The organism is Legionella sp. (assembly GCF_049790535.1).
Lineage (GTDB): Bacteria > Pseudomonadota > Gammaproteobacteria > Legionellales > Legionellaceae > Legionella.
In genome coordinates, this window is the sequence record NZ_JBAQZB010000079.1 from 16406 (window position 1) to 30650 (window position 14245).

Genomic DNA, 14245 nt, shown 5'->3' on the forward strand with positions numbered 1-14245 from the left:
ACATTAATCTGCGTGTTTTTCAGGAAGATGAAAGGGGACGCGCTTGTTTTGCTTTATAAGTAATAAGATCTGCTGTTGAGAGATCAGTAATTCCGCGGATAAACTCATCCATTTCAAGAACTTCATGACCAATTTTTAACACATCACGCACATAATTTGCGGCGTTTAAAATATCGTGTAAGTTATATTTTTTTATATTTGCCGCTTGGAGATAGGCAGTAAAAAACTCAGTTTTTAGGTTGCCAGTACCTTTTCCCATTCCGGCAAGCGAGGCATCAATAAATTTCACTCCCGTTTCCATCGCTGTTAAAGCATTTGCTTGTGCTAAACCAATATTATCGTGTGCATGAAAACCGAATGAAATTGGGTAGTGATTAATGCAGCGATTATAAAGCTCTTTAATTCTTCTGGGTAATAAACTGCCATTAGAATCAGCAAAATAAATGATGTCTGGGTGGTATTTGCTTGCTTCTTTTATGCTCTTATCTAATTCAGCATTGGTGTAATAAGAGATGTGAATGAAATTAACTGAAACATGCAAACCTGTTTTTTTAGCCATCTGAATTATGGGTATTGACGATGAAAAATCGTCTTTAGCAATGCATATTCGTAATAAATCGACACCGCAGTTTTTTAATTCAATAAGATCATCCTGATTTACATTTTGGGGGTGAACCATAACGGCTATTTTGGCATTTTTAATTAAGGAACTGCAGAAAAGAAGGTATTTTTTATCACAAAATCCTGCGCGACCCAAATGTTCAATGGGCTGTAAAGAACCGTTGCGATAACCAATTTCTATGTAGTCTATTCCAGAATGATCAAGAGAAGGTAAAATTTCTTCTAACTCATTATCTTGAAAATGAAAATTGGTTCGGTGTCCTCCATCTCTTAATGAGGTATCTAAAAGTTGTATGTTCTTGCTCATATCGTTCCCTTGGATAATAGCGAATAAAAAATAGCTAAAATTATAACGACTAGGAAACTTCGTACATAAAAAGCCGTCTTTTTATTAAAGTATAGCGAACTTAAATAAGCAAAGGGATGACGATAGATAAAATAACGCATAATTTTTCGGGTAACAAGATTAGCTTTGCCCTTCATGGGAAGTTCATGAATGCGAATGCTAGGAACATCATTTGCCTCAATAATGACTCCAGACGGGTATTCGATTGGAACATTAAGAATATCTGTACACTGTACGTCAATACCGACTAACTTAAGACCTAATGTTTTGGCAACATGAATCATTAATTTATAATTTTTTTTACAGAGTTTTTTACTTATAGTTTCGTAGGTACCTCCTCGTGATGCGTTACTGGTATAACCTAAGGCAACTTTTTCACCAATCTTTGGGATGTATTCTGTTTTAAGTCCTTGTTCTTTGAGGCAGATATGCGCTTCTGCATCAAGAGTGATTGCGCCTAAAAATTCGTTTATGCGTTTGCGCTCTATATTCGTGGATGCAACCAATTCTTCGACAGTTTGTTTACCATCCCCAATAACATGTGCAGGATGACGGAGTATTACCCCAAGTATTCGTTGGTTAAAAACCAGGACGCGGTAGGAATTTAATTGAGCGTGAAATTCTTCAACCATGAGCAAATTATAGGAAGTAAATGCTTGAGTTAAAGCAGCTCTTAATTCATTGAATGTTTGAAGATTACATAAAACACCTGCTCCCCGAATTTCATGAAGAGGTTTTATTACAAGAGGGAAATTCAAGTTTTTTATGATTTTGGTAAAGGATCCGTCGGCAAATTCTTCATCAGACACCAAAACTGCTTTTGGGACCGGGATCTCGGCTGTTTCTAGTATACGGTTTGCAATAAATTTATGTCCGCTAATGCGGGTACTGCTTGACAAGTTAATCGGGGGTTCTGCACTACAGAAAAAATAGTGATGTTTATTTAGTTTGAGTTCAAATCCCTCCAGATCTTCGATTGGTTTAACTGGTAAAAATAGGGCTTGAGCACTTCTATAATAACGTAAAGCATTCCCGTTAATTGGTATACTCCTCGGCATTTATTGCTGGTAGTCTTTTGCTCCAGCAATAATTAATTTATATACTCGCTCACTTATTATCCCTTGTTCAAACTTATTTTTTGCATCCCAAGTCATAAGCTGGCCTTTTTGCCGTACTAATTTACGTGTAGCAGAGGTTACATCATTTGGATCGCCTTCGAGTAAAATATCTCGAACCTCTTCATCAAACACTAAATATTCTCTCAGTGCAACCCGTTTCTCATCCACTGTAGGAACAAGTTTTTGCCAAATACATAGTCTAATGGTTTCTAAAATATCAATGGTTCGGCCTAAGCGTTCTTCACCGGCAAATGAAGTTACTAGCCGTCGCATGGTTTCCGCAACTCCTGAGGTATGTAAGGTGGTGTAAACAGGATGCCCTGTAAGCGCTGCTTCAAGCGCTGCACTTATTGTTTCGGCATCTCGACACTCACCCACCATGATTAAACGTGGTTTACGACGTAAAGCATTTCTAACTCCGTCGGCAAAACTGGGTAAATGACGAGGAATTTCTGATTGACTGACTATGGAAGAAATAGTTTCAATCTCGTCATAAACAAATTCAATCGGTGATTCATAAGTTAGAACTTTGCGGTTTGAATCTTCTTTTTCAATCAATTCACGAATAATAGAGGCTAATAGTGTTGATTTGCCCGATCCCGTAGCTCCAGTAATAAATACAATTCCTTCCTGAGGAGCTATTGCTTCAAGAATATTATCAGGAAGATGCATGGTTTCAAGTTGTGGAGGTGTGGTCGGAATGGTTCTTAAAGTAAGTTGAATTGCATCATGACCTTCTACCAGACAAGCGGTACCGTTGACACGATAACGATATCGTTCACCGCGGTTAGGACGAAATTCATAGTGAGTATCAATATCCTTACCGGAAAGAAGCTGAGTTGTTGCGTTAGGACCATAAATCGCATTGATTAAATCACCAAGCTCTGTATTCGATAGGCGACGATTTGTAATGCGAAATAACTTGCCATACACTTCGGCATAAATCGCTTCACCAGTCTGTATGGTAATGTCTGAAGCATTTAATCGTTCTGTATGCTCAAGCATTTTATCCATAAATAATGGAGTAAAACGCGTGGGTTCATTAGGCATCAAGTACATATTAGTCATAATTTCTTAATTAATTTGTTGGCGTAATGGTCGGTTGCCACGATTTATTTGTTATAATAATTTTAGACTGATTTGCTAATTTTTCCATATTTTTAAACTGTTCCAACGCATTTTCATCTTTGCTAACTGCAGCTCGCCACTCATTACTGTTTATGTTCAGTGCAGGTAATGCAGTGATTCTTAATACACGATCGTCAATATGAATTTCAGAAGCATCACCAGTTACACCCAAGTCAGTATTAGAGACATAAGGAGGTGATACCATATTCATGGCCAATAATTTTCTGTACAAGATCATTCCGTTGAAATCCTCTTTAATGCGAGCAATATTTTCTTCCATGATGACATTTGCTTGTTCAGCACCTTTTTTCCAACCTTTTGCTGTATAAATGCACCAAATTTTCCTTTCTATTTTAGTTTTAGGTAACAGGGTGACATTTGGGAATTCGGGTTGTACATAATCCAGCCATAAATATTGGCGCCAAGTCGGGGGGGTAGTTACAAAACGCGCTTGTTTATAAACTTTGTAAGTGCGGTCAGAAATACGAATGTTCTGTGCATCGGCAAGATTGAGCGTATTTCTACCCTCTAGCAACACTGGGGGTAAGATATTGTGCTCAAGTACCAGAGAATTAAAATCATAGATGGTGTCAAGCGTTCGGCTTTGTTTGCTCAATTCTTCATCGATGGATTTTGCACGCCATGCCAAACCAGCTTGTGCCCCAAGGCTTAACGCAGTTTCTTTAAGAGCCATTTGACGAAATTTACCTGATTGTCTCTTAGTTTTTTCTTTTACAGTAGTATTCGCCATTGCTTGAATGCCAGCTAATGATGAGGTGTCGCCCATGTAACGTGTTGTACATGCTAGCAATAAAGCAGACAAAATAATGGTTAAACTAAGAGTAATTTTTGGCATAACGTAATTCAACAACCTGACTGTTAGGGTAAACGTGAATATAAGCTTTTTTACCTGCTTGGTAATCAATATCACGAAGAATTTCAGCTAAACTTTGATCTTTAATGGTTAAGCTAATTAAAATGGGTATGGAAGGAACCTTTCCTAATGTACGCACTTTAAAATGTGCGGCTTTTGCAATTCGGGAGGTTAATTCTTCTATTGGACCAGACCAATCAACACTGGCCCTGGCTTGCAAATTATAAGCGTTAGGAATCCTTAAGATATTATCTTTGTGAGGGGGAATAACGACCTTTTCAATGCGTGCCATTTCGTGCATAGAATCACTTACTGAAACTGCTGCTTCGGCTAATTTAATAGTGGCATCATCACTGGGATTGTTTACAGGTGGTTTTTTAAATAGACCAGTACACTTACAACCGACAAGCAGGATTGAAGCAATAAACAGCATAGCAAGTTTGTTCTTCATTCAAAATTCTTTTCTGTCTGATAATATTGATTTGATTGAAACAGGAGCTAGGCTCCTTGTCAAGCTTATCGAAGTGACTAGCTCATAATTTCTTTTCCGCTGTCTAAGTTTTACGATTTATTTGCCAAACTCTGCGATCTAGTGCCAAAGCTGTTATAGATTTCTTGTCCAAAACCCAAGTTTATTAAAGTTTCTCAAATAATCCATAAAAAACTTGTCCTGACTGTTTGAATTTAATTTGCCGCCACTGTTTATCTTCCAGAGTAATTGTTGTAGGAGATTCCAGATAAAGCAATCCTCCCTGTATTAAAAGATTGTTTTGCGCTATGTGAGCAATGCATTGAGGAAGATAATTTTGTGCAAAGGGGGGATCTAGAAAGATGATATCAAATTGTTCATTACTGTTTTGTAGATAGGTACAAGCGTCCGTTTTTATTAGTTTTAAAATAGGATTATTAAACGATAGAATGATTTTTTTTAAATTGGCATGAGTTGGTGATGATTTCTCTATAAAGGTTACTTGCGCAGCTCCTCTAGAAAATGCTTCCAGACCTAAAGCCCCACTGCCGGCAAATGCATCAAGGCAAAGAGCGTTTCTAACATCATGCATTAGCCAGTTAAACACTGTTTCACGTACGCGGTCAGGGGTGGGCCTTAAACCCTCTACATTTGGAAAATGCAGTTTTTTACCGCGATATTGCCCCCCTATAATTCGAATTTCTTGTTTCAAGATTGTCCCACCGTTACAAGAAGTAATTTATCTGGATCCACGTGTTTTTTGAATGCTTCTTTAATTTCATCTTTGCTGACCTTATTAATGCTAGTCACATAAGTATCCACATAATTATCAGGTAAATGATAAAAGGTCATACGCAGTAATAAGTCGGCAATAGTACGATTACTGGCTAAGGAAAGGGGAAAACTGCCAATAAGGTATTGTTTTGCTGCTTCTAACTCTTGATCGTCAGGACCATTGTGGATGTAGTTATGCAACACATCTTGGATAATACTTAAGGCCTGTTTTGTTTGTTTATTACGTGTAGATAAGCTAATGATAAAGGGGCCTTCCCCCGACATGGGAGCAAACTGGCTATTTACACCATAGGTTAAGCCGCGCTTTTCTCGTACCTCAATTGCTAAGCGAGAAACTAAAGAACCGCCACCTAAAATATAATTACCTACCAAAAGCGGAAAGTAAGATGAATTATGGTGATCAATACCAATTTGACCGAGACGTATCATCGTTTGTGTTGAAGGAAAAGGCGTGTTGAGCTTTTCTGCCTGGGTTAATGGGAGTGCTTGAGTGATGCGGGGAGCAGGATTACCTATAGGCAGTTCCTGGGTAAATTGCGTTGCTAATTGATGAGCGGTCTGACTGCTAATACTTCCGACCATGACCAGCACCGCATTAGTCCCTGTGTAATAATGATGATAAAATTTAAGCAACTGATTTTTATTGATCGAATTCAATGTTTCTTTAGTACCATTAATGGGATGAGCGTAGGGATGTTGCTGGTATAAGGCTTTGAAAAAATTGAGGTTAGCGATCTCCTCCGGAGATTCTTGTTCCTGTTTAATAGCCATTAATAGTTGTTTTTTTTCATGAATGAATGCTTCATCTGGAAAGTCAGGATGGTTAATAATTTGCGCAAAGGTTTTACTTGATTGCGCTAAAGCGTTTTTGCTAACTAAAGTTCTTAGATTGAAAACAACCATGTCACGATTGACTTGAATATTAAATTGTGCCCCCGTATCGGCTAATGACTCAGCAATAGTTGTGGCATCCTGTCCTGCATTTCCCTGATTCATCATGCGACTGGTTAATGAGCTTAAACCGTAATGTTTACCGTCGTAAGATGAGCCTGCAGCAAAGGCTAGACTTACATCCAACATGGGTACTTCTGGTGTAGGATAAAATACGACCTGAACTCCGTTTGCAGTTTGCCATTTTTCAGTAGACTTCATTTGAAACGCTACGACAGTCTGTGAGAGGCTAATTGCCAATGCTATAAGGCAAGTATTAAAAATTCTCATGGGTTCCCCTTGGGTTGGATTTCGGGTTTTAATAGAGCTACAGTCATATTATTTTCTTGAAAATAGCGTTGGGCTGTTTGTTGAATTTGCGCTGCAGTTACTGAATTTATTACTTGAATATACTCATCGGCTTTTTTCCATCCCAGTCCTATGGTTTCCAACAATCCTAATTCATTAGCCTGCCCAAAGATGGAATCTTTTTCATAAGTTTTTTCTGCAATGATTTGATTTTTTATGCGTTGCAGTTCATTTTCACTCACCGGATTTTTTTGCAAATCAACCAACTCAGCAATTAATGCCTTTTGCAAAATATTAGGGGGTTCATTTTGAGTGGGAATCCCATAGACAATAAATTGTGTTTGATAGCGGCTATAGAGGTTGTAATAGGTACTAGCAGCGGTGGCTATGTGTTTACCGCGAATCAGATTTTTAGTAAAACGAGAGCTTTCACTAGCATCTAAAATGCCGGCGATAAGTTCTAATGCATAGGGTTCAAAGGTATTTTTTGCCATAGTAACTACGGGTACTGAATAGCCAAGCATTACTAAAGGTAATTTTGCGTTTCCTTGCACCTGTACTAATTTTTTACCTAAAATAGGTGGTTCTATTTGTTGCTTTCTTTGTGGAATGATGCGTTTGGGCAAAGCTCCAAAATAATGTTCGGCTAAAGTATGAACTTGCTCTGCTTGAACATCACCCACAACAACTAAAGTTGCATTATTAGGGGCGTAATAGCATTCATACCATTTTTTTACATCGTTCACTGTCATTTGCTGCAGATCACTCATCCAGCCAATTACCGGATGATTGTAAGGTGCTGCTAAATGAGCAGTTGCTAAAAAGCGTTCAAAGGTAAGCGCTTGTGGATTATCTTCAGTACGTAAACGGCGTTCCTCTTGGATAACTTTTATTTCTTTGGTAAATTCATCAGCGTTAAGAAGTAAATTATTCATGCGGTCTGCTTCTAATTCGAAACTGGTTGCTAGCTGTGATGCCACAGTTTTTTCAAAAAAAGCAGTGTAATCATTATTAGTAAATGCGTTCGATTGGCCGCCAATTGATGCGATTTTCTGAGAAAATATGCCTAAAGGATATTTTTTTGTTCCTTTAAACATTAGGTGTTCAATGGCATGCGAAACTCCGGTGATGCCACCTGGTTCGTCTGCGGATCCGACATCATACCAAATCATGGATACGGCAATGGGAACACGATGATCTTCTTTTACCAATATTTTTAATCCATTATTCAAGATATACTCTTGAACTTGGCTGAAGGTCTGGCAAGATAGTACCATTAACAATGTGATGAGTATTTTGCGCACAAATTAACCTCAAAGTATAAAAGACAATAGAATTTCACATTTTTTAGGATTTGTACACTAATATGATTAAATGGTTTAAACGAAGCCAGGATGAAAGCCTGTCAAAAAGAGATACGTCGCAGGAAATTATTGAGCCTTTACTAGAGGTGCAGAATGAACGTATTGAGCCAGAATCTGAAAGCACGAAAGAGGGTATTTTTGCTCGTTTCAGGAAAGGATTAAGCAAAACCCGCCATCAGTTAGGGGATGGGATTGGTCGTTTATTATTAGGCAAAAAAGAAATCAGCCCTGATTTATTAGATGAATTAGAAACGTTGTTAATTAGTGCTGATTTAGGCATAGACACCACACAGGATGTGCTCAAGAAATTGGCTGATGGTTTGCAGCGTAAGCAATTAACAAATGGTGATGCGGTCTATGATGCATTGAAGTTGCATTTACAAGAGATTTTGCATCAACAAAATAGACCACTAACCCTACATAGCGAAGAGAATTCACCGTTTGTTATTTTAATGGTTGGTGTTAATGGGGCGGGCAAAACGACCACCATTGGTAAATTAGCAAAACAATTTCAACAACAAGGTAAAAAAGTCATGCTCGCTGCTGGAGATACTTTTAGAGCAGCAGCAGTGGAGCAGTTGCAAGTTTGGGGTGAGCGTAATGACATTCCCGTAATCGCGCAACAGACGGGAGCAGATAGTGCTTCAGTTATCTTTGATGCATTGCAGGCTGCCAGAGCGCGTAAAATAGATGTATTAATTGCGGATACAGCAGGGCGTTTACATACCCAGAACAATTTAATGGATGAATTAAAAAAGGTGAAACGTGTTTTGCAGAAACTTTGTCCACAGGCACCGCATGAAACGATGTTAATATTAGATGCTAGTATAGGGCAAAATGCTTTGGTGCAGGCACGACAATTTCATGAAGCAATTGAATTGACTGGTATTACCATGACTAAGTTGGATGGAACTGCGAAAGGCGGTATATTATTTGCAATTGCCAATGAATTGGAAATACCTTTTCGTTACATAGGAGTTGGTGAAGGGATAGAAGATTTACGTCCTTTTGATGCTGAACAATTTGTGGGTGCATTGTTTCATGATCACATTTTACCAAGTCAGTAAACGCTACCCAGGAGGTTTTGAAGCCTTAAATCAAGTCAACTTTTTTTTACAAAAAGGAGAAATGGTTTTTCTCACAGGTTCTTCGGGAGCAGGGAAAAGTACTTTGTTGAAATTGATTGCTCTTTTAGAATGGCCTACTTCGGGACAAGTGATGGTCAATGGAATGCGATTAAATAATCTAAAGCGTCGCGATGTAGCAGCTTATCGCAGTCAGTTAGGCATTACATTTCAATCACCTTATTTACTTAATGATCGCACTGTTTTTGATAACGTGGCTCTGCCGCTGCACATTCAAGGTACTTCTAAGCTCATGATTGCTAAACGAGTGCATGCTGCCTTGGATATGGTGGGATTATTGAATAAAGAAAAGATGTTGCCACCTCATTTATCAGGAGGGGAGCAACAACGAGTAGGTATTGCTCGCGCGGTAGTACATAAACCTGCCTTGCTTTTAGCGGATGAACCCACAGGAAATTTGGATCCCCAACTTTCTAGCGAAATTATGTCTCTTTTTGAACAATTTAATCAGGTCGGGGTGAGTGTATTAATTGCTACGCATGACCTGCCTTTGATTGCACGTATGAAACATCGCATTGTAACACTCAAAGCAGGGAGAGTGTTGTGATAAAAAAATTGCGTCTACTTTTGGCTTATCATATTCAAGCAGCTACTCAGAGTTTGAATTATTTGTGCAGCAAATCATTAACAACGTTAATGACTTCTGTAGTTATCGCTATTGCTTTAGCATTACCTGCTCTTTTTTGGGTATTTAGCGCGAATATGGATAAATTGACTGCTGGTTGGCAGCGTGGCGGACATATTACTCTTTATTTAAAGCCTGAGCTGACGGAAACAGAGCAGGAGCAAGTATTAATGCAAGTGCGTAACACAGAAGGAGTTAGTCAGGCTTCATTGAAATCTGCTGCGGATGGGCTAGTCGAATTAACCCAACAAGAAGGCATGCAGGATATTATGCGTTACTTACCAGACAATCCTTTGCCCGCGGTAATTAATGTGGTTCATGCGATGATTGTTGATTCACCAGAAAAATTAGAGACATTGTCGCATCAATTACAAGGCATTACGGACGTTGAACAGACAAAGATAGATATGGAGTGGATTCGACGTCTGGATGCCCTGCTAGGTTTTATGGCTCATTTTGCTAATGCCTTATTAACCTTATTGGCTCTGGCAGTGGTTTTGATTATTGGCACCACTTTACGTTTGACTCTGCATAGTCGGCAAGAAGAAATTCGTGTTTTAAAATTAATTGGTGCTAAAGATCCATTTATCCTCAGACCTTTTTTATATTCAGGGGCCTGGTATGGAGCTATTGGAGCAGTTTTTGCAGTTTTTTTAGTTAATATTTTTATTTTAAGTTTAAGTATGGCAGTAAATCAATTGACAACTGTTTATCAAATGCATTATTCCTTATCTCTTTTGTCATTACGTCAGATATTGCTACTTGTTTTATTTGCTATTATACTTGGGTGGTTAGGGGCTCGTTTATCGATAAAACGGCAGCTGGCGGCCATAGAACCGCAATTATAGTTTTTAGCGCTTTATGACTAGAGGAAGTAGTAGTATGAGTCAACAGTTGCAACTTGCTGCAATGAATTTACCTGTGGGTAGCCTTGATGCCTATATTCATAGGGTCAATCAAATTCCTATGTTAACCTTGGAGGAAGAAATCGACTGTGCAGAGCGTTTTCATTCTGAAGGGGATATTGAGGCGGCGAGACGTCTGGTTCTTGCGCACTTGCGTTATGTTGTCCGAGTTGCCCGAGGTTATTTGGGATATGGCTTACCTTTAAATGATTTAATTCAAGAAGGTAGTGTTGGTTTGATGAAAGCAGTGAAACGCTTTGATCCCAAAATGGGTGTACGTCTTGTTTCCTTTGCTGTTCATTGGATTAAAGCAGAAATTCATGAGTTTGTAGTGCGTAACTGGCGTATTGTCAAAATTGCGACTACTAAAGCGCAGCGTAAATTATTTTTTAATCTTCGCCAAATGAAAAATCGTTTGGGATGGTTTAGTCATGAGGAAGTTGCAGCGGTTGCAAAAGACTTAGGTGTAAGTACCGACGATGTTTTAGTTATGGAGCAACGCTTGAATGCAATGGATTCTCCCTATAATGCTCCAGATACTGATGACAAAGATGACTTTCATACCTCCCCTGAGCGTTATCTATTTAATGCTAATGACGATCCTGCTTTAATGGTGGAAAAAGAAAGTACTGATGATCGAGAGCGTGAAAAACTTTTGGTTGCTTTAGAGCAACTTGATGAACGCAGTCAGGATATTTTGCAGCAACGCTGGTTAGCAGATGATAAGTTAACCTTGCATGATTTAGCTGAAAAGTATGGTATTTCTGCTGAACGTGTTCGCCAGCTCGAGAAAAATGCAATGAAAAAATTGCGTCAGTTTATCGAAGCCTAAAAAATAAATGATCTGTTCGGGGAAGATCTTGGCTCTTGAAGGAAGGTTAATTGCCTCCCTAGGTCAAAAAGTCACACACCAGATGTTCCACTCGCTCATCCATTAATACACTCACATGATTAGCATTAGGTAATATCTGCAGATCTGCATTTTTATATTTATTACAAAATCGGATGGACTCTTTGGGGTTTACCGTTTTGTCTTGAGCCCCATGGATACATAAAAAAGGAATATTGGGGGTTTGCGAAACGAAGTGATGTAATCGTACACGGTTTAAATTTATTTTGCCCTGATTCTCCATCAAATAACGTAAGTGTAGATATCCGTAAGCACTTAATTTTAATTTTTTAGCAACATGATTAATTGGACCACGCATTTGAATGGGTGAAGCAATGAGTACAGCCCGTTCTGGTTTATGCTTTAATCCCCAGTCACTAAGCTGCCCAGCTATATTTAACGTATTTAATAGCATGGAGCCACCAAAGGAATGACCAATAACACCATAGAAGGGCCCATGCTGATTCAGAATCGCTTTGATGATTGCAACGGCATCCATCCATGGCAACTGCAATCCTTTCGCTTCACCATGAGCAGGAAAATCAACAGCATAGACTTCATAACCTTGTTGATGTAAGGCATAACTTAAACGCATCATATATGCAGCACGCGACATCCAACCATGAGCAATAAGAATTTTTTTGCCGTTTCCATTATTTTGTGGAATGAAATGATGTAATACATAATGTCGAGGCTGCTCTTCATGAATTACTTCGGTGCGTTCATCTTTCATCCATTCACAGGCTAATTTTGCAAAATTTCGGTATTCTTTTTCGATTGGAAAATGAATAGGAGTAATAAATACTTGATAACAAAATTGAGCATGAAGTATATCTTTTATGCGAGCTAAAGAGGTGGTTATCATGATGTTAATCCCTAGTTTTTATTTTTAGTTTAGACCAATTTTTGTAATGTGGAGTCCGCATGCTGTTAAAGCACCGATCGCAAATAAGGGTATTCCATCTTAATTTGAACAGCAGTTAATCAGTTAGCTAATTAACTTTAAATTCTAGACATTTCTCCTAATTAATTTAGACTATGGTGATAATTGGTGTTAAGGATAGCAAATGCATACTTCAAATTATATTTATAAGCAGCGTGAGCAAGAATTACACGGTTTTTTAGCTTATGATGAAAATAAAAAGTGCCGTCCGGCAGTGATAGTCGCCCATGATTGGTCAGGGCGGAATGACTTTGCTTGTCAGAAAGCAACAATGCTTGCTGAAATGGGTTATGTTGGTTTTGCATTAGATATGTTTGGCCAGGCGCGTTTGGGGAGCACTACAGAAGAAAAATCAGCGTTAATACATCCTTTAGTTTCGAATCAAGAGTTACTTCGCCAACGAGTGAGAGCTGCTTTTGATGCAGTTAGTACCATGCCCGAGGTAGATAGTCAGCGCATTGCTATCATCGGATTTTGTTTTGGTGGTCTGTGCGCTCTGGAATTAGCACGATCGGGTGCAGAAATTAAAGGTGTAGTAAGTTTCCATGGTTTATTAAATAAACCGGGAACAATGAAGACAGAAGCAATTAAAGCTAAGATTTTAGCTTTACACGGTTATGATGATCCTATGGTCAAGCCAGAAGTAGCCAACGCATTTTGTCAGGAAATGACTGAGGAAAAAGTAGATTGGCAACTGCATGTGTATGGCCTTGTGCAACACGCATTTACTAATCCAAATGCTCATGATACTCAACTCGGTCTTATTTATAATGCAGTTGCTGCTAAGCGCTCTTGGTTGGCAATGACTAATTTTTTACAGGAAGTTCTTATTTAAAATCAATAAAATAGGGATATTCTTATATCATGAATCGTTTAAAATCCTATTTCCTGAGAGGAACTACTTTAAGAACAGAAATTCTGGCAGGTGTTACAACCTTTTTAACCATGGTTTATATAGCGTTCGTTAACCCCACTATCTTACATGATGCGGGTATGGACCAAGGCGCTGTATTTACTGCTACCTGTCTCGTCACTGCTTTTGCCTGTGCTTTAACAGGTATTATGGCTAATACGCCTATTGGGGTAGCTCCTGGTATGGCATTAAATATTTATTTTTCATACAGCGTCGTTCAAGGAATGGGGATTGATTGGCAACATGCTTTAGCAATGGTTTTTATTTCGGGATTATTGTTTTTTTTAGTAACATTAACGGGAATGAGGCGATTGTTAATAGAAGCAATTCCTTATAATTTGCAAATTGCAATTTTAATCGGTATTAGTTTATTAATTGCTTTAATTGCCCTACAAACGAATCAAATCATCATTGATGACACTCATACTTTAATGAGGCTTGGTGATATTAAAAGACCAGAAACTGGCTTATTTTTCTTAGGATTTTTACTCATATTAGCATTTGATTATTATAAAATTCCTGGAGCAATTATCCTTGGCATACTCAGTATCAGTGCCATCAGCTTACTATTAGGAATGACTTCGTGGCAAGGATTATGGGGAATTCCACCCTCATTAGAACCTACTTTTCTAAAACTCGATTTTTCAGACCTTACCAATGTCACAGCATTAAAAGCAATGATTACTTTTTTTTTAATAGCAATTTTTGATGCAACAGGAACATTAATTGGCTTACTTAATCCTACTGTCTTCAAACAACAAGAAGATTACACCAAACGTCTTAGTTACAGTTTAACTGCTGATGCTGCAGCATCAACTTTAGCAGGAGTCTTAGGTTCTGCCAGCACTTCACCTTACATAGAGTCTGCTAC

15 protein-coding genes are annotated in these 14245 nt (G+C 38.4%); 6 read left to right on the top strand and 9 right to left on the bottom strand.

Translation table 11 applies throughout. The annotated features are described in order from the left end of the window. Positions 1-19 precede the first annotated feature (19 nt). From WA877_RS04395 to WA877_RS04430, 8 genes are all read right to left on the bottom strand, one after another. Positions 20-928, bottom strand: coding sequence for a 4-hydroxy-2-oxovalerate aldolase (locus WA877_RS04395; RefSeq protein WP_425169722.1), 909 nt, complete (start codon positions 926-928; stop codon positions 20-22). Continuing rightward, positions 925-2025 carry a UDP-N-acetylmuramyl peptide synthase gene (locus tag WA877_RS04400; protein ID WP_425169723.1) on the bottom strand — a complete coding sequence of 367 codons (1101 nt, stop codon included), beginning with the start codon at positions 2023-2025 and terminating at the stop codon, positions 925-927. The genes WA877_RS04395 and WA877_RS04400 overlap by 4 nt, the downstream gene beginning before the upstream one ends. Further along, a complete protein-coding gene (dotB, locus tag WA877_RS04405) occupies positions 2026-3135 on the bottom strand; it encodes a Dot/Icm type IV secretion system ATPase DotB (protein ID WP_425169737.1) in 1110 nt (369 codons plus the stop codon). It abuts the gene before it with no gap. 28 nt (positions 3136-3163) lie between these two features. Beyond that, positions 3164-4069 carry a type IV secretion system DotC family protein gene (locus WA877_RS04410; RefSeq protein WP_425169724.1) on the bottom strand — a complete coding sequence of 302 codons (906 nt, stop codon included), beginning with the start codon at positions 4067-4069 and terminating at the stop codon, positions 3164-3166. After that, positions 4050-4538, bottom strand: coding sequence for a type IVB secretion system lipoprotein DotD (gene dotD / locus WA877_RS04415; RefSeq protein ID WP_425169725.1), 489 nt, complete (start codon positions 4536-4538; stop codon positions 4050-4052). The genes WA877_RS04410 and dotD overlap by 20 nt, the downstream gene beginning before the upstream one ends. A 184-nt stretch (positions 4539-4722) precedes the next feature. Further along, on the bottom strand, positions 4723-5268 hold the full coding sequence (rsmD, locus tag WA877_RS04420; protein ID WP_425169726.1) for a 16S rRNA (guanine(966)-N(2))-methyltransferase RsmD: 546 nt from the start codon (positions 5266-5268) through the stop codon (positions 4723-4725). Continuing rightward, positions 5265-6572, bottom strand: coding sequence for a M16 family metallopeptidase (locus tag WA877_RS04425; RefSeq protein WP_425169727.1), 1308 nt, complete (start codon positions 6570-6572; stop codon positions 5265-5267). The genes rsmD and WA877_RS04425 overlap by 4 nt, the downstream gene beginning before the upstream one ends. Beyond that, on the bottom strand, positions 6569-7894 hold the full coding sequence (locus WA877_RS04430) for a M16 family metallopeptidase (protein WP_425169728.1): 1326 nt from the start codon (positions 7892-7894) through the stop codon (positions 6569-6571). Before WA877_RS04430 ends, WA877_RS04425 begins: the two co-directional genes overlap by 4 nt. A gap of 62 nt (positions 7895-7956) precedes the next feature. Between WA877_RS04430 and ftsY the strand changes: the two genes are divergently transcribed. From ftsY to rpoH, 4 genes are read left to right on the top strand one after another with little or no spacing between them, the layout of a single operon-like run. After that, positions 7957-9021, top strand: a complete 1065-nt coding sequence (gene ftsY, locus WA877_RS04435) for a signal recognition particle-docking protein FtsY (RefSeq protein ID WP_425169729.1) — start codon at positions 7957-7959, stop codon at positions 9019-9021. Then, a complete protein-coding gene (gene ftsE / locus WA877_RS04440) occupies positions 8996-9646 on the top strand; it encodes a cell division ATP-binding protein FtsE (protein WP_425169730.1) in 651 nt (216 codons plus the stop codon). Before ftsY ends, ftsE begins: the two co-directional genes overlap by 26 nt. After that, the gene (gene ftsX, locus WA877_RS04445) at positions 9643-10572 is read left to right on the top strand and encodes a permease-like cell division protein FtsX (protein ID WP_425169731.1); all 930 of its coding nucleotides are present in this window, start codon (positions 9643-9645) and stop codon (positions 10570-10572) included. The genes ftsE and ftsX overlap by 4 nt, the downstream gene beginning before the upstream one ends. Before the next feature lie 34 nt (positions 10573-10606). Continuing rightward, the gene (rpoH, locus tag WA877_RS04450) at positions 10607-11461 is read left to right on the top strand and encodes an RNA polymerase sigma factor RpoH (protein WP_425169732.1); all 855 of its coding nucleotides are present in this window, start codon (positions 10607-10609) and stop codon (positions 11459-11461) included. A 58-nt stretch (positions 11462-11519) separates the two neighbouring features. Here rpoH and WA877_RS04455 read toward each other — a convergent pair whose 3' ends face one another. Then, positions 11520-12383 (bottom strand): alpha/beta hydrolase, encoded by an 864-nt coding sequence (locus tag WA877_RS04455; RefSeq protein ID WP_425169733.1) that lies wholly within the window; start codon positions 12381-12383, stop codon positions 11520-11522. Between the two features lie 202 nt (positions 12384-12585). On the opposite strand from WA877_RS04455, the gene WA877_RS04460 reads away from it, so the two are divergent. Continuing rightward, positions 12586-13296: a dienelactone hydrolase family protein gene (locus WA877_RS04460; protein WP_425169734.1), complete on the top strand. Its 711-nt coding sequence runs from the start codon at positions 12586-12588 to the stop codon at positions 13294-13296. Between the two features lie 29 nt (positions 13297-13325). Continuing rightward, the coding region (locus WA877_RS04465) for an NCS2 family permease (RefSeq protein ID WP_425169735.1) at positions 13326-14245 on the top strand (920 nt) is incomplete at its 3' end.